The sequence below is a fragment of the Alkalihalobacillus sp. CinArs1 genome, assembly GCF_947387515.1.
In the GTDB taxonomy this organism is placed as follows: Bacteria; Bacillota; Bacilli; order Bacillales; family Guptibacillaceae; genus Guptibacillus.
This window is the reverse complement of sequence record NZ_CANDOB010000001.1, coordinates 1,134,511-1,154,970: the sequence shown is the minus strand read 5'-3', so window position 1 is coordinate 1,154,970 and position 20,460 is coordinate 1,134,511. Positions and strand designations below refer to the sequence as shown.

The 20,460-nt window shown below is 41.2% G+C and carries 18 protein-coding genes; 17 read left to right on the top strand and 1 reads right to left on the bottom strand.

Features of this window, described 5'->3' with window-relative positions; translation table 11 throughout:
- Nucleotides 1-45: 45 nt before the first annotated feature.
- From prfB to PFZ69_RS06010, 9 genes are all read left to right on the top strand, one after another.
- Nucleotides 46-1,150, top strand: a protein-coding gene (prfB, locus tag PFZ69_RS06050) for a peptide chain release factor 2 (RefSeq protein WP_270180106.1) whose coding sequence is annotated in 2 segments (ribosomal slippage) — nucleotides 46-117 and nucleotides 119-1,150 — 1,104 coding nt in all. Because the reading frame shifts where the segments join, the coding sequence is not laid out codon by codon here.
- Between the two features lie 211 nt (nucleotides 1,151-1,361).
- Nucleotides 1,362-2,231: a YitT family protein gene (locus PFZ69_RS06045; RefSeq protein WP_270180105.1), complete on the top strand. Its 870-nt coding sequence runs from the start codon at nucleotides 1,362-1,364 to the stop codon at nucleotides 2,229-2,231.
- Nucleotides 2,232-2,280: 49 nt separating this feature from the next.
- Nucleotides 2,281-2,655: a c-type cytochrome gene (locus PFZ69_RS06040; protein ID WP_270180104.1), complete on the top strand. Its 375-nt coding sequence runs from the start codon at nucleotides 2,281-2,283 to the stop codon at nucleotides 2,653-2,655.
- Nucleotides 2,656-3,211: 556 nt separating this feature from the next.
- Complete coding sequence (ftsE, locus tag PFZ69_RS06035) at nucleotides 3,212-3,898, top strand: cell division ATP-binding protein FtsE (protein WP_270180103.1); 687 nt, start codon at nucleotides 3,212-3,214, stop codon at nucleotides 3,896-3,898.
- On the top strand, nucleotides 3,888-4,781 hold the full coding sequence (gene ftsX / locus PFZ69_RS06030; RefSeq protein ID WP_270180102.1) for a permease-like cell division protein FtsX: 894 nt from the start codon (nucleotides 3,888-3,890) through the stop codon (nucleotides 4,779-4,781). Before ftsE ends, ftsX begins: the two co-directional genes overlap by 11 nt.
- A gap of 51 nt (nucleotides 4,782-4,832) precedes the next feature.
- Nucleotides 4,833-6,152: a murein hydrolase activator EnvC family protein gene (locus PFZ69_RS06025; RefSeq protein WP_270180101.1), complete on the top strand. Its 1,320-nt coding sequence runs from the start codon at nucleotides 4,833-4,835 to the stop codon at nucleotides 6,150-6,152.
- 153 nt (nucleotides 6,153-6,305) lie between these two features.
- Nucleotides 6,306-7,748 carry a S41 family peptidase gene (locus tag PFZ69_RS06020; RefSeq protein ID WP_442865130.1) on the top strand — a complete coding sequence of 481 codons (1,443 nt, stop codon included), beginning with the start codon at nucleotides 6,306-6,308 and terminating at the stop codon, nucleotides 7,746-7,748.
- Nucleotides 7,749-7,846: 98 nt separating this feature from the next.
- Complete coding sequence (locus PFZ69_RS06015) at nucleotides 7,847-9,049, top strand: PDZ domain-containing protein (RefSeq protein ID WP_270180100.1); 1,203 nt, start codon at nucleotides 7,847-7,849, stop codon at nucleotides 9,047-9,049.
- Between the two features lie 148 nt (nucleotides 9,050-9,197).
- Nucleotides 9,198-9,428: a DUF2198 family protein gene (locus tag PFZ69_RS06010; RefSeq protein ID WP_270180099.1), complete on the top strand. Its 231-nt coding sequence runs from the start codon at nucleotides 9,198-9,200 to the stop codon at nucleotides 9,426-9,428.
- Nucleotides 9,429-9,431: 3 nt separating this feature from the next.
- Here PFZ69_RS06010 and PFZ69_RS06005 read toward each other — a convergent pair whose 3' ends face one another.
- Complete coding sequence (locus PFZ69_RS06005; RefSeq protein WP_270180098.1) at nucleotides 9,432-10,295, bottom strand: sulfite exporter TauE/SafE family protein; 864 nt, start codon at nucleotides 10,293-10,295, stop codon at nucleotides 9,432-9,434.
- 170 nt (nucleotides 10,296-10,465) lie between these two features.
- Here PFZ69_RS06005 and uvrB point away from each other — a divergent pair, with 170 nt between their 5' ends.
- From uvrB to glpK, 8 genes are all read left to right on the top strand, one after another.
- Nucleotides 10,466-12,442: an excinuclease ABC subunit UvrB gene (uvrB, locus tag PFZ69_RS06000; RefSeq protein WP_270180097.1), complete on the top strand. Its 1,977-nt coding sequence runs from the start codon at nucleotides 10,466-10,468 to the stop codon at nucleotides 12,440-12,442.
- A gap of 7 nt (nucleotides 12,443-12,449) precedes the next feature.
- The gene (gene uvrA, locus PFZ69_RS05995; RefSeq protein WP_270180096.1) at nucleotides 12,450-15,317 is read left to right on the top strand and encodes an excinuclease ABC subunit UvrA; all 2,868 of its coding nucleotides are present in this window, start codon (nucleotides 12,450-12,452) and stop codon (nucleotides 15,315-15,317) included.
- Between the two features lie 110 nt (nucleotides 15,318-15,427).
- Nucleotides 15,428-15,721: a DUF4870 domain-containing protein gene (locus PFZ69_RS05990; protein WP_270180095.1), complete on the top strand. Its 294-nt coding sequence runs from the start codon at nucleotides 15,428-15,430 to the stop codon at nucleotides 15,719-15,721.
- Nucleotides 15,722-15,771: 50 nt separating this feature from the next.
- Nucleotides 15,772-16,824, top strand: a complete 1,053-nt coding sequence (locus tag PFZ69_RS05985; RefSeq protein ID WP_270180094.1) for a DUF4097 family beta strand repeat-containing protein — start codon at nucleotides 15,772-15,774, stop codon at nucleotides 16,822-16,824.
- 37 nt (nucleotides 16,825-16,861) lie between these two features.
- Nucleotides 16,862-17,218, top strand: coding sequence for a phage holin family protein (locus PFZ69_RS05980; protein ID WP_270180093.1), 357 nt, complete (start codon nucleotides 16,862-16,864; stop codon nucleotides 17,216-17,218).
- A 73-nt stretch (nucleotides 17,219-17,291) separates the two neighbouring features.
- Nucleotides 17,292-17,861, top strand: coding sequence for a glycerol-3-phosphate responsive antiterminator (locus tag PFZ69_RS05975; RefSeq protein ID WP_270180092.1), 570 nt, complete (start codon nucleotides 17,292-17,294; stop codon nucleotides 17,859-17,861).
- 209 nt (nucleotides 17,862-18,070) lie between these two features.
- A complete protein-coding gene (locus PFZ69_RS05970) occupies nucleotides 18,071-18,898 on the top strand; it encodes an MIP/aquaporin family protein (RefSeq protein ID WP_270180091.1) in 828 nt (275 codons plus the stop codon).
- A gap of 40 nt (nucleotides 18,899-18,938) precedes the next feature.
- On the top strand, nucleotides 18,939-20,441 hold the full coding sequence (glpK, locus tag PFZ69_RS05965; protein ID WP_270180090.1) for a glycerol kinase GlpK: 1,503 nt from the start codon (nucleotides 18,939-18,941) through the stop codon (nucleotides 20,439-20,441).
- Nucleotides 20,442-20,460 lie beyond the last annotated feature (19 nt).

Genomic DNA, 20,460 nt, shown 5'->3' with positions numbered 1-20,460 from the left:
GTACCTGCCCGTTCTATGTAAATAATTTAGTTGAGGTGTACGATTATGGAAATGCATGAAATTCGCAGTGAATTGAACACGATAGAAACAAGATTAAATGACTTTAGGGGGTCTCTTTGACTTAGAGAACAAAAGAGCCCGTATCAATGAACTTGAATTAGAAATGACCGTTCCTAGTTTCTGGGACGATCAAAATACAGCGCAAAAAGTCATCAATGAGTCTAATGCGTTGAAAGAAATGGTACACGAGTTTGATGCTCTTGAAGAAAGCTATGAGAACCTTGAAGTATCCTACGAACTAGTTAAGGAAGAGAACGATCAAGAACTCTTCGAGGAACTAGAGGTTGAGATTAAAGACTTAAAGAAATCCCTTAATGATTTCGAACGCACCTTATTACTAAGCGGGGAGCATGACAAGAATAACGCGATCTTAGAGCTCCATCCAGGCGCAGGGGGTACTGAGTCTCAAGACTGGGCTTCGATGCTTCTGCGTATGTACACAAGGTATGGTGAGAAGAAAGGGTTCAAAGTTGAAACCCTTGATTACTTGCCTGGAGACGAGGCTGGAGTAAAGAGTGTGACCCTAAACTTCAAAGGCTATAATGCGTACGGTTATCTTAAAGCTGAAAAAGGTGTTCATCGCCTTGTACGCATTTCGCCTTTCGACTCGAGTGGCCGTCGTCATACGTCGTTCGTTTCTTGCGAAGTTATGCCAGAGTTCAATGATGAAATCGAAATCGACATCCGAACAGAAGATTTAAAAATTGACACGTATAGAGCGAGCGGTGCTGGTGGGCAGCATGTTAATACAACTGACTCAGCGGTTCGTATCACGCACCTTCCGACAAACGTAGTCGTGAGCTGTCAGTCTGAAAGGTCTCAAATTAAAAACCGTGATCAAGCGATGAAGATGTTGAAAGCAAAGCTCTATCAGCGAAAGTTAGAAGAGCAAGAAGCCGAATTAGATGAAATCCGCGGCGAACAAAAAGAAATTGGATGGGGAAGTCAAATTCGTTCTTACGTTTTCCATCCATATAATATGGTGAAAGATCACCGTACGAATGTTGAAATGGGTAACACCCAGGGAGTGATGGATGGAGATCTTGACCCATTCATCGATGCTTACCTTCGCTCCCGTTTAAATGATTAATACAATCTCTTAAAAACATCCTCTGCACATGCAGGGGATTATTTTTTTTGTAGTGGGCATCCTACAACAAATCGACGACACTTCAGCATGATAACGCGCTGCTATGGTGCGGTTTACACCCTACTAGTACGGTGATATACTACTGAAGGATTTTGCCTGAAAAATAGCAAAATATGATTGAAATTTAATGAACAAGTGAGTGGAATAAACCATGATTGCAACAGTAACGAAATTCACAGCGAGAGATTCTTTTTCACGACTAATTCTTGAATACATAAGTGTACTGGTAGGATCCGCTATCGTGGCAATCGCCTTTAATCTATTCCTACTACCAAATAGTATAGCGTCCGGTGGCGTAAGTGGTATAAGTACGATTACAAAAGGTGTGTTCGATTGGAAACCAGCGTATGTCCAATGGGCGTTCAATATCCCATTGTTTATCAGTGGACTCATCTTTCTCGGGAAAAAGTATGGACCAAAGACACTAGCAGGTACTCTGTTTCTTCCCTTTGTTGTAAAGTTGACTGAAAATGTAGAGCCCGCTACAACAGATCCTTTACTTGGAGCTCTGTTTGGAGGACTTGGAGTAGGTCTTGGTCTTGGGATCGTGTTCCGTGGCAAGGCCTCGACGGGAGGAACTGACCTTGCTGCACAAATCGTAAATAAGTTCTCAGGACTATCTTTAGGTACTTGTGTATTTATTATCGATGGCTTAATCGTTGCGGCTTCAGCATTTGTGTTTAGTCTTGAAGCTGCCCTTTATGCATTGATCGCCATGTACCTCACTGGAAAAACAATCGATGTTGTTCAATTAGGATTCGGATATTCCAAGATGGCTCTTATTATTTCTGAAAAAGAAGAAGAACTTCGAGAAGGGATTTTTTCCGTCATTGACCGTGGTGTAACAAGAATTTCTGGTCAGGGTGGTTATACCAACGACAAGCGTCCGATCTTGATGGTTGTCGTGACTCAAAATGAAGTGACAAAGTTAAAACAGCTTGTAAAGAGCATCGACCCCTCTGCATTTGTGATCGTCTCCAATGCAACTGAAGTGCTTGGTGAAGGTTTTAAAAGAGAGTAAGCAGGTTATAGTAAAAGTAGCATTTCTTAACTTGATTACAGGGGTGGTAATGTTGAAAAGGTGGCTAACAGTTTTATTTGGACTCGTGCTCGCAATGGCTCTTACAGCTTGTGGTGGAAATAATGGAGATGAGGGTGCGATGAATGAAGGTTCTTCTGATGAAACGACTGAAGAAGAATCAGGAGATTCAGCACAAGACTACGATGTTGAAGCTGCTGAAGCAACCTACGAGCAACAATGTCTTCAATGTCATGGTGAGAACTTAAAAGGTGATGTAGGACCTGCCTTAACGAATGTCGGTGAACGCCTTTCTAAAGATACAATCTTAAACATCGTGCAAAATGGTAAAGGCCAAATGCCAGCGAACCTTGTCGAGGGAGAAGAAGCAGAGAATCTTGCGAGTTGGTTAGCGAATATGAAATAAACGAAGAGCACATGCATTTGCATGTGCTCTCAGACTGTAAAAAAGTCTTAAGAGCTACCTGCTGGGCGTAAGTTTCAAGATGCTCGCCTTCAATCCACGTTGAATTAAGGTTTTTTCAGTTTTTAAGCTAGCTTCAAATGAGGGCTACGGGAAGAAAGATCGCTAGCATAATCGTTCGGAAAGTTTTACTTTGTTTAACTGTATTCAAACTCCTGCGGCATAGGGACCACATCCTCTAGGTTTTCAGCAACATGAGCACATGCGTTTCGCATGTGCTCTTTTAAATCATTTATAGATAATCGTATTTCGACAAAAATGCCCTATAATATAAATCCCAATTTGACAAGGTTTATAGGACATTATTAAACCACTATTGCAAAACATGTCAAAACAAGAAGCTATTGAAACAGAAATGTAATAAAAATTTGTCTTAAAATATCGAATTTGTTTGTTATAATATCTTCAGATGTAAGAGATAAAACGAATCAAGCTAATAATAAACACCTAGATCCTAATAGATTGCATCATGACTTTAGCAAGTAGGAAGTGGTAAAACGTGATCGAAATGAACGATGTATGGAAAACATACAAAAACGGAATAAAAGCGATTAATGGTATAGATGTAAAAATCAACAAAGGTGAATTTGTTTACATAGTTGGCCCAAGTGGAGCCGGTAAATCAACATTTATGAGAATGATGTATCGGGAAGAAAAGCCGACGAGTGGAAAGATTATCATTAATGGCAAAGACGTTGGAAAGATGAAGAATAAGAACGTCCCTAAACTGCGTCGTGACATTGGCGTGGTCTTTCAGGATTTTAAACTTCTTCCAAAGCTAACTGTCTATGAAAACGTCGCTTTTGCTCTTGAAGTCATCGAAGAAAATAAAACAGTCATTCGTAAACGTGTAATGGATGTTTTAAGTCTAGTGAACTTGAAAAACAAAGCAAGATTTCTACCAGATGAGCTTTCAGGTGGAGAACAGCAGAGGGTTTCAATAGCAAGAGCGATCGTAAATAATCCCGTGATCCTATTAACAGATGAACCGACTGGTAATCTGGACCCGGACACAGCATGGGAAATTATGAATTTACTTGATGAAATTAACAATCGCGGTACAACTGTATTAATGGCAACTCATAATAAGGATATCGTAAATTCCTTTAGGAAGCGTGTTATTGCAATTGAAGACGGTTTGATCTCCCGTGATGAAGCAAGAGGTGAGTACGGGTATGAAGATTAAAACGTTTGGAAGACACAGTAAAGAAGCGTTTAAAAACATCGGTCGAAATGGGTGGATGAGCTTTGCATCCATCTCAGCAGTTACTGTAACGCTCCTATTAGTAGGAGTATTCCTAACATTAGTATTAAACTTAAATGCATTTGGAGATCAGTTAGAAGAAGATGTTGAGATCAGAACTTTCATCGATCTTACAGCTGAGAAAGAACAGCAGGATGAACTTAAAGCGAAGATCGAAAACATTTCTGAAGTTGAATCTGTTACGTTTCAGTCAAAAGAAGAAGGATTAGATAACCTAATCGATAATCTTGGTGATCAAGGTGAAGTTTTCGAATCACTAAAAGACGAAAACCCATTGAGTGATGAGTTTGTCGTCAAGACAAGCGATCCTCAAGACATCAATCGCGTTGCTGATCAAATTAAACAATTTGAGTACGTGGAGAATGTTGAGTTCGGTCAAGAGACCGTTAATAGATTGTTTAAAGTGTTAGAGATCTCACGAAATGTAGGACTAGGGCTCGTAATAGGCCTTCTATTCACTGCTATGTTCCTCATTTCAAACACAATTAAACTAACAATTGTTGCCAGAAGAACTGAAATTGAGATTATGAAATTAGTAGGTGCGACAAACTGGTTTATTCGCTGGCCGTTCCTTATCGAGGGTGTCCTGATCGGTATATTTGGAGCTTTGATTCCAATAGGCGTATTGATTTATGGCTATTACTTCTTAACAGATCTAATCAGCACGAGATACCCTACTTTCTTTATCGACCTATTACCAGTAACACCGTTTGTATACCAGCTTGCAGCTCTATTAGTTGTTCTTGGCGTCATCATCGGAGTCTGGGGAAGTCTTACGTCCATGCGAAAGTTTTTGAAAGTCTAACAACAAATTAAAAGATAAATAGATTGTCTATTTTTGGGGGAGGAAGAAAGATTGAAGTTTAAAGTAATGGCCACGGCATTAACGATTACACTCGGGTTAAGCACATTATCGACTACAGTCTCACCAGCACCTATACAAGCGAATTCACTTGACGAGAAACTTGATGATGTAAAAGATAAGCAGTCACAAAATGCAGATGACCTTAAAGAAAAGGAATCTAAGCTTGAAGAAGTTAAGAAAGAACAAGAACAAGTACAAGCAGAAATTCGTCGTATCGATCAAGCTGTAGCGGAAACAGATAACAAGATCACTACGAAAGAAAAAGAAATCGAAGAGACGATGTCTGAAGTAGAACAGCTTAAAGAAGAAATCAAGGCTCTCGAAAAGCGTATCGCAGAACGCGATAAGCTACTAAAAGACCGCGTTCGTTCCATGCAACAGAACAACGGAGGTTCTGTAGATTATATGGAAGTACTTCTCGGTGCGTCTAGCTTTGGTGACTTTGTGGAACGTGTTCTAGCTCTAAACACGATTGCTGAACAAGATAAGAAGATTCTTGAAGAGCACAAAGCAGACAAACTAGCGGTAGAAGAGAAGAAAGCAGAAGTCGAGAAGAAGCTCGCTTCCCTTGAAGAGAAGAAAGCTGAGCTAGAGTCTCTTAAAAAAGAACTCAGCGCTCAAAAAGCTGAAAAAGATAAGTTGATGGCGTCCCTTGAACATGAAGAGGGTGAGCTTCATGACCACATGTTGGACCTTAATGAAACTGCTGAAATTCTAAAAGCCCAAGAAAAAGCAGTTCAACAAGAAATTAAGCGTGCTGAAGAAGCGGCAAGAAAAGCAGCTGCAGCTCGTGAAGCAGCAGCAAAGAAAGCGGCAGCTGAAAAGGCAGCGGCAAAGAAGGCAGCTACAAGCAATAACTCTAGCAGTTCGAACGAATCTACAGCATCAAGCGAACCTGCTCCTGCTGTTTCAAGCAGCTCAAGCTTCAGATGGCCAACTGCAGGACGAGTTACTTCTGGAATCGGACAACGCTGGGGTTCATTCCACGCAGGGATTGATATCGCACAAGGCGGTAAAAACCCAGTTTACGCAGCAGCAGATGGAACTGTACTACGTTCGTACTATTCAGACAGCTACGGAAACGTTGTTTTCCTAACGCATAGCATCAATGGTCAAATGTTCACAACAGTTTATGCGCACATGAGAGACCTTGGCGTTTCCACTGGGCAATCAGTAAGCGCAGGTACTTACCTTGGAACGATGGGGAACACGGGAGCTTCAAAAGGACAGCATCTACACTTTGAAGTTCACAAAGGATCTTGGAACCAAAGTAAGTCGAATGCCGTTAATCCTTTAAACTACCTACCTTAAAATAATAAAGGCTCTGTTTTACAAGTGTTGGCTCCTATAGTTGGAAACATAATGAAAACAAGCCGGTCATATAGTACAATAAGATGAAAAGGCATCGCATCGCTAAGGTGTGATGCCTTTTCTTTCAAACTAGAAGAGGTGAGTAGATTGAATATAAAAGGGAAGGTTGTCGGCCTACTTGTCGTCATTGCCCTACTTGTGGGAGCTGGAGGTACATACGCCGTCATGTCGTTCTTTCAAGATGGTTCTGAGGGAGGAATCGAGCGATCTGTAGCGAACGGCTCTGAAAATGACATTGATTCTGAGGAACTCACGAAAATCAATAAAGCTTACGAACTCATAAATGATCGCTATGTAAGTGATGTTGACCAAAAGAATTTGCTTGATGGTGCAATAAAAGGAATGCTTGATACCCTTGAAGACCCTTATTCCGTTTATATGGATCCAGAAACTGCTGAGCAGTTTAACCAATCGTTAGGTTCTTCGTTTGAAGGTATTGGTGCAGAAGTGAATATGCAAGATGGCAGGGTAACGATCGTCTCACCTTATAAAGATTCCCCTGCAGAAGATGCCGGACTTCGTCCGAATGATAAAATCATGACGATCGACGGTGAAAGTACTGAGGGTCTTGACCTTTATGATGCCGTATTAAAGATTCGTGGTGAAAAAGGTACGGTCGTAAAACTGGGTATCCAGCGTCCTGGTGTCTCTGAAATATTAGAAGTCGATGTGACACGTGATGAGATTCCGATCGAAACTGTTTACTCGGAGACGATACAAAAGAATAATAAAACAATCGGAGTGTTGCAGATTACGTCATTCTCTGAGAACACATCTGAAAGTTTCTCAAAAGAACTGAAGAAGCTAGAAGATCAAGGGATCGATGGTCTTGTTATCGATGTGAGAAACAACCCTGGAGGTTTGTTGAATAGCGTGTCAGACATCGCTCAAGAAATTATTCCAGACGATAAGCCCTTTGTACAAATAGAAGATCGAAAAGGTGAGAAGCAGCGTTCCGTCTCTTCTCTTAGAGAAAAGAAGGACTATCCGATCGTTGGTCTCATCGATAGAGGAAGTGCTTCTGCCGCTGAAATTTTGGCAGGTGCGTTGAAGGAAGCAGGAGGCTATGAACTAGTTGGTGAAAAAACGTTTGGCAAGGGAACTGTCCAAACAACAGTTGATCTTGGTGATGGCAGTAATATCAAACTAACGATGTTTAAGTGGTTGACTCCTGATGGAAACTGGATTCATAAAGAAGGCATCAAGCCAACATTAAAGGCTGATCAACCTTCCTACTTTTATGTGAATCCATTAAATACCGAAAAAACGCTTCAGTATGATCAAAATAATAAGCAGGTTGAATCAGCTCAAGTTATGCTAAAAGGGTTAGGATTTGAACCTGGTAGAACAGATGGTTACTTTAGCGATAAGACGACTACGGCTGTTAAAGCATTTCAACGTTCAAACGATTTAACCGTTTCGGGTAAGATCAATGAAGAAACAGCTCAAAAACTACAAGAAAAAATCGTAGAGTCTATTCGAAATCCAGAAAACGATATTCAGTTAGAAACGGCTGTGGAACTACTAGCAAAGTAAATTAAGAAAAGGAAACGAGCTAGTTTTGTCGAAGCTATTCCGCAGGATATCCTGCGGAATTTTCTTTTGACAGGAATAGAAAGATGGAGGAGTAAATCATGGCGGAAACGATAGGTCTTTCCATAGTAAAAGGCATCATATCTTTTTTGATCAACCCACTTACGTATATTAGCTTGGTGGCAGCTTTTATGATCGGAATCTCACGAGTGAAACGAGATCGAAGGGATTTTCATACGCGAGTGCATGACGTTCTTGACGATGTGAAGTTTGCGATCGTTCCAGGGATTATCGCTGGGGTTTCACTATTCGGTTTAAACTTATTATTAGGATTAGTCGTGCCGATGGGGATCGTCGTCGCTTTAAGTATCAGTGCTATTTTAATCCTAATTACAGGACAAATCCGTTTCTTATCTCCAGCATTTGTATTTATCCTTCCAGTTGCAGCAGTTCTTTTTTATGAACCTGTTGACCTAGGAAGTGAATGGTTGAACTCCTGGCAAACTGGGTTTGATTCCGTTTCATTAATCGCACTCGCAATTTTAGCAGGCGTATTGCTTATCATCGAAGGAGTTTTAATCAATCAGAATGCTAAGAAGCAAACATCTCCTAGGTTGGTGCGTAGTAAGCGTGGTAAACTCGTTGGTGCCCATGAAGTACAAAGACTTTGGCTGTTGCCACTCTTTCTATTTCTTCCTTCAGGAACGATTGAAGCGACTACTTGGTGGCCCCTGTTGCAATTCGGAGATCAGACGTACTCTTTTCTAATCCTCCCATTGCCGATCGGGTTCCGAAAATTAATCCATCATACTTTGCCTGCACCAGAAATTAAACGAAATGGCGTTCATGTCGTCATACTCGGTGCTTTTGCTACAGTTCTAGGGGTAATAAGCTATGCTATAAGTGCTGATTGGCTTGCTCTTTCGGTGTTCCCAATTATCGTAGTTGCCAGAGCAGCTATTTTACTACTTCATAGAGGTATGAATAAACCTGCATATTTTAATGAGCGGAATGAGGGACTCGTTATTTTAGGAATCCTTCCTGAATCACCTGCCGATTCAATGAATCTGCAAGTAGGGGAAGTCATTTCAAAAGTGAACGGTATGTCCGTAGGTAATGGAACAGATTTCTATACTGCTCTCCAACAAAATGCAGCTTTTTGTAAGCTTCAGGTTTTGGACTTTAATGGAGAAATTCGATTTGAACAAAGAGCGCTTTACAACGATCAGCACCATGAGTTAGGTTTGTTGTTCGTAAAAGAACAGCGTCTGGATGATTCAATCGAATATGCCAGAGAAAGCTAAAATAAGGTTGTTGAGGTTTACCTCGACAACCTTTTTCTGAGTGTGAATCGTATAAGATTGTATAAGAATTTCATCCTGTCATAGCATTCTCTAACGAATGTGTTGTAAGATGGAGAAAGAGTTATGCTTTAGAGAGGGGAACCAACTCATGCAGGAAATATTAGCAGCTTTACTTATTCCAGCGGTTGTGGCAGTTGTGTTTACACGCGTTACGTATAATAAATATGTTAGTCTTGGATTAGCACTGCTTTTCATGTGGGCAATCTTTGGAGGGTTTGATCACCCGATTCATTTAATTATTTTAACGATACTATCTGCTTTAATCGGATTTTACTTTTCTTCGAAAATACAAAAACAAAATAAGAAAAAGATAAAATAGCGTCTATTCCGAAGAGAATAGACGCTTGTTTTTCGTTCTATACTGATAGATAAAGTAAATGATCAGGGGTGTTATATAGATAGAAAGAACAATTAACCCCGCTACGGGTAATTGGAAAAGTTCCAAAATGACGCTGATCAATGTGAAGATATACAACGTTCCTAGCAGTTTTCGAATCACGTCGTTGGAAACAAGTTCAGTGATACTTGCACCGATACGGGATCCAACTAATGCACCTACCACTAATAGTAAAGCTAGGGAGAACGGAATCGTCACACTTCCTATGTATGAAAAGAACCCTGTTGATACGATAATGAATATGCTTGCAAGAGACGTTCCGATAGCTAGGCGTGGGGATAGATAAAGAACATTTATTAATAAAGGAACCATCACGAATCCACCACCGACTCCAAGAACAGATGAGATAAACCCACCGGTGAGTCCGATTAAAATTGTTCGAACAGGGGAAATGGAATACCCCTGCGCTTTTTCGTGGGTTGTTTTCTCAGTGAGCATAGACAATGCAAAATAACTGAGCAATCCTACATACAGGAGCGAGATGACAAGTTCATCGTATCCTACTGACTCTAAGTAAAGGACGAGTGGTTTGGCGATCTGAGTGCTTAGCATTCCACTAATCGATAATAAGAGGACAGTTTTCCAAAGAATATGGTTTTGTTGGTAATGTTTAAGAGCTCCTGAAACAGATGTGCTCATGCTATATAATAAGCTGATCGTTATAGCAGTTGAAGGCTCATAACCCAGTAGTAGGAGGATTGGCGTTAATAAGAAGCCTCCTCCTACTCCGAAGAACCCTGAAATTGCTCCGATTGCTAGTCCTAGTGGAATTGCGAGAAAAACGATCAATGTCAGTACTCCCTTTCATGCAGTTTGCTATCACTCAGCATACCTTAGATTGCGCGTTATCGGAAGCGCTAATAGAAAAAAAGGGGAATACCAGTTCGTTTTATTTGAAGAAAAAGCCATCTTTTATGCTATAATAAATCTTATGAAGAAAAGGAACGGAGGCGACTAAGGTGGAAAGACAGTTTGAATTGGTTTCAAAATATGAGCCTCAAGGAGACCAACCTGAAGCAATAAAAAAGCTCGTTGAAGGCGTGCATAATAATGATCGTTATCAGACCTTACTTGGAGCGACAGGTACTGGAAAAACATTCACGATGTCAAACGTTATTAAAGAGGTTAATAAGCCAACGCTTATTATTGCTCACAATAAGACGTTGGCGGGGCAATTATACAGTGAGTTCAAAGAGTACTTTCCTAATAATGCTGTTGAGTACTTCGTGAGTTATTACGATTACTATCAGCCTGAAGCTTATATTCCTCAATCGGACACGTTTATTGAAAAAGACGCAAGCATCAATGATGAAATCGATAAGCTACGACATTCTGCGACTTCGAGTTTGTTTGAACGTAACGATGTGATTATTGTGGCAAGTGTATCCTGTATATACGGTCTAGGTAATCCGGAGGAATACAAGAGCTTAGTCGTCTCTCTAAGGGCTGGAATGGAAAAAGACAGGGATGGACTTCTACGTGATCTCGTAGACATTCAATATGCACGTAACGACATCAACTTTACGCGCGGTACGTTCCGAGTTCGTGGTGATGTTGTTGAGATCTTTCCAGCATCAAGGGATGAAAACTGCGTAAGAGTTGAGTTTTTTGGTGATGAGATCGATCGCATTACGGAAGTGAATGCGTTGACTGGCGAAATACTTGGTCAACGAGAACATATTGCTATCTTTCCTGCTTCCCACTTCGTAACACGTGAAGAAAAAATGAAGATGGCGATCAAGCGGATCGAAGCAGAACTTGAAGAACAGCTGAAGAAAATGAATGAAGAAGGAAAGCTTCTTGAAGCGCAGCGACTAGAGCAACGAACAAAGTATGACATCGAAATGATGGCGGAAATGGGCTTCTGTTCTGGGATTGAAAATTATTCGAGGCATTTAACGCTTCGTGATGCTGGCGCTACACCATATACTTTACTAGATTACTTCCCTGATGATTTTCTGATCATGGTAGATGAGTCGCACGTTACCTTGCCACAGGTCAGGGGAATGTATAACGGTGACCAGGCGAGAAAAGGCGTTCTAGTCGATCACGGATTCAGGCTTCCATCAGCGAAGGACAACCGACCGTTAAGGTTCGAAGAATTCGAAGAAAAAGCGCATCAATTCGTGTATGTATCAGCAACACCTGGTCCATATGAAGAAGAGCACTCTACAAAAGTAGTCGAACAGATCATTCGTCCAACAGGGTTGCTTGATCCAACGATCGAAATCAGACCGATCGAAGGTCAGATTGATGATTTGCTCGATGAAATAAATAAACGAGCTGCAAAAAATGAAAGGGTGCTCGTTACGACGCTGACGAAAAAGATGTCAGAAGACTTAACTGACTATTTGGTTGAGATGGGCATAAAAGTACGGTATCTTCACTCAGAAATAAAAACATTAGAGCGTATCGAAATCATTCGTGATTTACGTCTCGGTGTTTTCGATGTATTGGTGGGCATTAACTTGTTGAGAGAAGGGTTGGACATCCCAGAAGTATCTCTCGTTGCAATTCTTGATGCGGACAAAGAAGGATTCTTGAGGTCTGAAAGATCATTGATCCAGACGATTGGACGGGCTGCTCGTAACTCCAGCGGTCAAGTCATTATGTATGCAGATAAAATAACGAAATCGATGGATATTGCAATAAATGAGACGAAGAGGCGTCGTGAAACGCAGCAAGCATATAACGAGAAACATAACATTACACCTACGACGATCAAGAAAGAAGTACGTGACTTGATTCGCGCAACGGTGGCTGCTGAGGAAGGTGAGGAATACACTGCACCTAAGCCAGGTAAGTTGAACAAAAAAGAACGTACGAAGATGATTGAAAATGTTGAGAAAGAGATGAAGGAAGCTGCGCGTGAGCTTAATTTTGAACGTGCTGCTGAGCTTCGCGATCTACTATTAGAGCTTAAAGCGGAAGGATGACGAAGAAATGGCAAATGAAGAAATCGTCGTCAAAGGGGCACGAGCCCATAATTTGAAAAATGTCGATGTGTCTATTCCTAGAGATAAACTGGTCGTTCTAACTGGATTATCTGGGTCAGGAAAATCATCACTCGCTTTTGATACGATTTATGCAGAAGGACAAAGACGATACGTTGAATCACTTTCTGCCTATGCGAGACAGTTTCTTGGGCAGATGGATAAACCCGATGTAGATGCGATCGAAGGTTTATCACCCGCAATCTCGATCGATCAGAAAACGACGAGCCGAAACCCTCGTTCAACTGTAGGGACTGTAACAGAAATCTACGATTATTTGAGGCTGTTGTTTGCGAGGATTGGAAGACCAGTGTGTCCACGTCATGGAGTGGAAATCACCTCTCAAACAATTGAACAGATGGTCGATCGAATACTTGAATATGAAGAGCGGACGAAGCTACAAATTCTTGCTCCAGTCGTCTCAGGGCGTAAAGGGGAGCACGTGAAGATTTTAGAAGATATTAAGAAGCAAGGGTACGTCCGTGTACGAGTCGACGGAGAAATGATGGAGGTTGCTGACGAGATTTCACTAGAAAAGAACAAGAAGCATTCCATCGAAGTTGTGATCGACCGTATCGTCGTAAAAGATGGTATCCAATCAAGACTTGCAGATTCACTAGAGACGGCCCTGCAGCTAGGTGGAGGACAAGTGATCGTCGATGTGATAGGAGAAGGGGAGCTTCTCTTTAACCAGCATCACTCTTGCCCATACTGCGGGTTTTCAATTGGTGAGCTAGAGCCAAGGATGTTTTCTTTTAACAGCCCGTTTGGAGCGTGCCCATCTTGTGATGGAATCGGTCTAAAGCTAGAGGTGGACCTTGATCTTGTGATTCCGAATTGGGGATTATCTCTGAGGGAACACGCATTAGCTCCATGGGAACCAGTTAGCTCAAACTATTATCCACAGCTTCTTGAAAGTGTATGTAATCATTATGGCATCGATATGGATACACCTGTCGAGAAGCTTCCGAGACATCAATTGGATAAGGTCCTTTACGGCAGTGGAAACGAGAAAGTTTATTTTAGGTATGAGAACGATTTTGGGCAAGTAAGGGAGAACAACATTAACTTTGAAGGCGTCATCCCTAACGTTGAACGACGTTATCGTGAAACGAGCTCTGATTACATTCGCGAGCAAATGGAAGCGTATATGGCCCAAAAACCATGCCCTACGTGTAAAGGGTATCGCTTGAAGAAAGAAGCACGTTCCGTATTGATCAATGGAAAACATATCGGGGAAACGACGGAGTTTGCGATTAAAGATGCTTCTGTCTTTTTCGACCAACTTGAACTCACGGCTAAAGAGGCTACGATCGGTAAAATGATTTTACGAGAAATTCAGGATCGTCTCGGATTTCTTGTGAACGTAGGGTTGGATTACCTGACGTTAAATCGGTCTGCAGGCACATTATCTGGTGGTGAGGCTCAAAGGATAAGACTCGCTACACAAGTAGGATCGAGGTTGATGGGTGTTCTCTATATTCTAGATGAGCCTTCGATCGGCTTGCACCAAAGAGATAACGACCGTCTTATTTCAACGCTAGAAAATATGAGGGACTTAGGAAACACGTTGATCGTTGTAGAACATGATGAGGATACGATGCTCGCAGCTGATCATATTATCGACATCGGTCCTGGAGCAGGAGCACACGGTGGGTATATCACTTCACAAGGTACTCCTGCAGAGATTATGGACGATGAACAGTCACTGACAGGAGAATACCTATCTGGTAAAAAGTTTATTCCAGTCCCATCTGAGCGAAGAAAGACGGACGGACGCTATATAGAAATTGTTGGCGCAAAAGAAAACAACTTAAAAAATACGAATGCAAAGATCCCTATCGGTTTATTTACGTGTGTAACAGGTGTTTCTGGGTCAGGTAAAAGTACTCTTATCAATGACATTCTATATAAATCTTTAGCTCAAAAGCTTCATAAAGCAAAGGATAAGCCTGGCGAGCATAAGAAGATTAAAGGCTTAGAGTATATTGATAAAGTCATCGATATCGATCAGTCTCCGATCGGTCGAACACCTAGGTCTAATCCAGCAACTTACACAGGTGTGTTTGATGATATTCGTGATGTGTTCGCACAAACAAACGAAGCAAAAGTCCGTGGTTATAAGAAAGGACGCTTCAGCTTCAACGTAAAAGGTGGGCGCTGTGAGGCTTGTCGAGGAGACGGAATCATTAAAATCGAGATGCACTTTTTACCTGATGTATATGTTCCTTGTGAAGTATGCGAAGGAAGACGATACAATCGTGAAACGCTTGAAATCGAGTATAAAGGAAAGAACATCTCAGATATATTGGAGATGACTGTTGAAGAAGGACTAGATTTCTTCAAAAATATCCCTAAGATCAACCGCAAGCTGCAAACTCTCTATGACGTTGGCTTGAGTTACATTAAACTAGGTCAGCCGGCGACAACCGTTTCAGGAGGAGAAGCACAACGTGTGAAGCTTGCGTCACAGCTTTATAAACGCTCTACTGGAAAAACACTATATATTTTAGATGAACCTACAACAGGTCTTCATGTTGATGATATCGCTCGCTTGCTTCAAGTACTGCAAAGGCTTGTCGATAACGGTGACTCTGTATTGATCATCGAACATAATCTAGATGTGATCAAAACCGCTGACTACTTAGTCGATCTTGGACCAGAAGGTGGAGATGGCGGTGGTGAGATTATCTCAACAGGAACTCCTGAAAAGATCGTGAAAGAAGAGCGCTCTTATACTGGTCGATACCTTGCTCCGATCCTTAAGCGAGATAAAGAACGTATGAAGATTAAGCTTGAACAAACGCAGTCTGTATAAGGGTTAAAAAGGCAGCCGACGAGGCTGTCTTTTTTTAGCGTTAATTTTATGAAACCTTCTATTTGTTTATTCGTATAAATAGGTAGATAGTTTTGAAAGGAGAAACATGTATGTCTGTGGAAAAAGTAATGTCGTCGCTATGTTATTTTAGTGTGTTTTTCGCTCCTTTCTTATTTCCAATCATCGTTTTTTTCGTCATGAAAGATGAAGAAGTGACGTATCACGCTAAACGGGCAGTTCTTTCTCACTTACTACCATTTGCAAGTGTGATCATTGTGTTTATCGCAATATTTGGATTGGATATAGGAGTCGTGGTTTTTCTTGGCTTCATCGTATTTGGACTACTTAATGTCATTGTGTTTATCTGGAACATTGTAAAAGGAATTCAAGTTCTCCGCTGGTAATCAGGTATAAGTGCTAGACCACTTTAATAAATAACAAGGAGATGTTTTGAATGAACGAAGAACGCAAAATGATACTAACAATGATTGAAGAGGGAAAAATTACTGCAGAAGAGGGCGCGAAACTATTGAGTGCTCTTGGCAGTACCGAAACGAAGAAAGAAGAAAGAGCGGCTGAACCTCAGCAAGAACGTCCTCAATCAGGATATCGTGTTGGTCAATTTGTTGAATCACTGATTCAAAAAGTAAAGGACATGGACCTTGACTTTAATTTCGGCTCTTCAGAAGAAGTTGAGCACGTTTTTTCAGAGCAAGAAGTATCGTTCGACGCGATCGATATTCATGTCAGAAATGGAGAAGTGGCTTTTCAAACTTGGGATCAAGATGATGTGAAAATTGATTGTAAAGCAAATATCTACCGTGTCTCAACTACAGAAGGTGCAAAAGAAAAGTTGCTCAGAGATACTTATTTTTCAGTAGATAACGGAAAAATGACATTCAAATCAGAAAGAGCTGACGTTAAATTAAACGTAGTCATCTATGTACCTGCTAAAGAATACGAAAGAGTATGGATCACCACGTTTAATGGTGATGTTAGTGGAGAAACGATTCGATCAGCGAAAGCCAAGCTAAAAACAGCTAACGGTAAAGTAGGAATCAAAGCTTCAGAAGTAAAAGATTTGGAAGCTGAATCTGGGAACGGATCGATTTCAGTAGAAAATACGAACGGCGATGTGTGCGAACTTGAAACAGGGAACGGTCCGATCACAATTGATGGAACGTATAAAGAGGTAGAAGCACAGTCTATAAATGGGGCGATTCGCTATGCTCTTAAGGAAGTCGTAAGTGGCAGTGCGCAGTTAAAAACTGTAAATGGAACGATCCAAGTAAATGTTCCAAAAGGGATGAACCTTAATGGCGACTTGAAATCTACAATCGGGACAATTACGGCTGATTTAGATAATATGAGTGTCTTAAGGGAAAAACAAGAAATATCTCATAGAATGAAGAAATTTAAGACTGAAGTTGATTCAGAAAACACTTATAGAATCGCCGCAACATCTACAGCTGGTTCCATTACAGTGGCGTATTCTACTAACGAATAAAAGACGGGCACTCGTGATGAAGATGGAGGGATAGGTCGTGCGACAATGGTTGATCAGTTTAATCGTGAACAGCATCGTATTGATGGTTGTTGCAGGGTACTTTGATGCCTTCTATCTTGAAGGCGTTGGCGCTGCTATTCTAGCAAGTCTATTATTATCGTTGATAAACGTGTTTATCAAACCAGTGCTGATTCTTCTGACACTACCCGTCACGATCGTCACTCTAGGGTTGTTTTTAATCGTTATCAATGCGGTGACGTTAAAGATCACAGCTGCATTTATGGGAAGCTCATTCGTCATCGAAGGCTTTGGGATGGCCATGATCGCTTCAATAATCATAGGTTTGTTAAATGTATTGATCGATAAGCTCGTCATCGAACCGATTAAGAAGTAAGGAAACACACGTCTTTTTAAGGCGTGTGTTTTTCATTTTATCTGGTAAGATAGTATGAAAAGGAGGGTTCCTTATGTCATTTCATAACCAAACGATTTTGCCTGCAGTAAGAAAAATGCGGGATTTTGAAACACTGTTAGCAAGTTCTTATACATATATCGTTCTGCTTGATTCCCATATTGGGCAATTAAAAGCCATTGTGAAAGAAGGAAAACGGGCAGGAAAAGAAATTCTTTTGCACGCCGATCTTGTACAAGGTTTAAAAAATGATGAACACGGTGCAGAGTTTCTCTGTCAAGAAGTGAAGCCAGCTGGGTTGATATCAACGAGATCGAATGTATTATCTGTTGCGAAAAGGCGCGGAATAATTGCTGTTCAACGATTATTTATGCTCGATTCCATGGCCCTTGAGAAAAATTTAAGCATTATTAAGCATACTCAACCAGACTGTGTTGAAATTCTTCCAGGTATAATTCCACAAGTCTTTGAAGAATTACGTGAAGAAATTGATGTGCCGATTTTTGCTGGAGGCTTTATCCGCTCGGTTGATGATGTGGAATTAGCCTTAAAGGGTGGAGCTACCGCTGTGACAACTTCGAAAAGCGAACTCTGGAAACATTACGATGCCAAAAAAAGGATTTGACATCGCTTACATAAGTTTGTTTAAATAAAAAGTAAGTTAATACAATGTGCCGGAGACATGGAGAACCACGCAAAATTCCCATCAAATGTATGGGGAGATTTGTCGTGGTTTTTTTTATAGTACTTTTGAAATGGCACAAACAGGGTATAGTTGAGAGTAGAGCTAATTTTCAACATGCCATATATCGATAGAAATGGTAGGTGTCAAAGATGAACGCATTTGTTGGAGAAATATTAGGTACGATGATTTTGATCATTTTTGGTGGTGGGGTTGTAGCAAACGTAAACCTTCGAGATTCGAAGGCTCAAGGTGGTGGCTGGATCGTAGTCGCTCTCGGATGGGGACTTGCGGTAGCTATGGCAGTCTATGCATCAGGGCAGGTTAGTGGAGCACATATCAACCCTGCAGTAACGTTAGGACTAGCAGCGATTGGAGACTTTCCATGGAGTCAGGTGCCTGGATACATAACGGCACAAATGATCGGTGCTTTTCTAGGAGCGTGTATCGTATACTTTCATTTTCTTCCGCATTTTCGTAAAGAAGATGATAAAGCGCTTAAATTGGCAGTATTCTCCACAGACCCGGCTATACCACACACGTTCAGTAACTTTCTGAGTGAGTTTATTGGTACCGCAATGCTTCTTATCGGTCTTCTTGCAATTGGTTCGAATGAATTTACAGAAGGTCTTAACCCATTTATTGTTGGCTTTTTGATCGTGGCGATCGGGCTTTCTCTTGGCGGAACGACAGGTTATGCCATTAACCCAGCCCGTGATTTAGGTCCCCGTATCGCTCATTTCTTCTTGCCCATACCAGGAAAAGGAGACTCCAATTGGAGATACGCTTGGATTCCAGTAGCTGGTCCAATCTTTGGGGGGATATATGGCGCTATCTTTTTTAAAGCAGTCACTGAAGCAAATTATAGTTTAGAATTTTGGTTTTCAACTCTATTCGTCACAGTGTTTATGTTTGGACTTTATCATGCTGGTGACAAAGTGAAAGACAGTATTCAAACAGGTGAAAAGGTTAAAAATTAACCGTTGTAGAAATGTATAGTATATAAGGGAGGAATTCGTAATGGCTGAAAAAGAAAAGTATATTTTATCACTTGATCAAGGAACAACTAGCTCAAGAGCAATCTTATTTAACAAGAAAGGTGAAATTGTAAACGTAGCACAAAAAGAATTCAAGCAACATTTCCCTAAATCTGGCTGGGTGGAGCATGACGCTCAAGAAATTTGGAGCTCGATTTTATCCGTTATGGCACAAGTGCTATCGTCTACTTCTGATATCGCAGCAAAGGATATTGAAGCGATCGGAATAACAAACCAGCGAGAAACCACGGTCGTTTGGGACAAGAATACTGGTAAACCTGTTTATCATGCGATCGTTTGGCAATCTCGTCAAACAGCAGGCATCGTAAGTGAATTGAAAGAACAAGGTTATAGTGAGATGGTGAGAGATAAAACAGGACTACTGATCGATGCTTATTTCTCTGGCACGAAAGTAAAGTGGATCCTTGATAATGTTGATGGTGCTCGTGAAAAAGCAGAGAATGGAGACTTGTTGTTTGGTACGATCGATACGTGGCTCATTTGGAAGTTATCCGGCGGCAGCGCGCATGTTACAGATTACACGAACGCATCTAGAACATTAATGTATAACATTCATGACCTTAAATGGGATGATGAACTTCTAGAGATGCTATCAGTTCCAAAATCGATGCTTCCTGAAGTGCGCCCTTCATCCGAAGTTTATGCGGAAACCGTCGACTATCATTTCTTCGGCCAAAATGTACCGATCGCAGGTGTCGCTGGGGATCAGCAAGCGGCATTGTTTGGTCAAGCATGCTTTGAAAAAGGAATGGCAAAGAATACGTACGGCACCGGTTGTTTTATGTTGATGAATACTGGAGAAAAAGCCGTGAAGTCTGACAATGGTCTTTTAACGACGATTGCTTGGGGCGTAGATGGTAAAGTTGAATATGCGCTAGAAGGAAGTATTTTCGTAGCTGGTTCTGCGATACAGTGGCTAAGAGATGGTCTACGCATGTTCAGCACGGCACCGGAAAGTGAAAGGTATGCGAAACGCGTAGAATCGACTGAAGGAGTTTACATGGTTCCAGCGTTCGTAGGTCTTGGAACCCCTTACTGGGATAGTGATGTAAAAGGAGCGGTATTTGGACTAACACGTGGAACGAGCAAGGAGCACTTTGTTCGTGCAACGCTCGAGTCACTTGCCTATCAGACAAGAGATGTTCTTGATGCCATGACAGCTGATTCAGGTATCAACTTAAAAACGCTTCGAGTCGATGGAGGGGTTGTAAAGAATGATTTCTTAATGCAATTCCAAAGCGATATGATCGGTGTTCAAGTTGAGCGACCAACTGTTAATGAAACAACAGCATTAGGGGCGGCGTACCTAGCTGGGCTAGCAACAGGATATTGGGAAAGTCGTGAAGAAATTCAAGAGCAGTGGATGCTTGATCGTTCTTTTGATCCAGAGATGGAAGAAGCACAAAAAGAAGAACTATATGAAGGCTGGAAAAAAGCCGTTAAAGCCACGATGGCATTTAAATAATGGTTAATAATAGCAACTC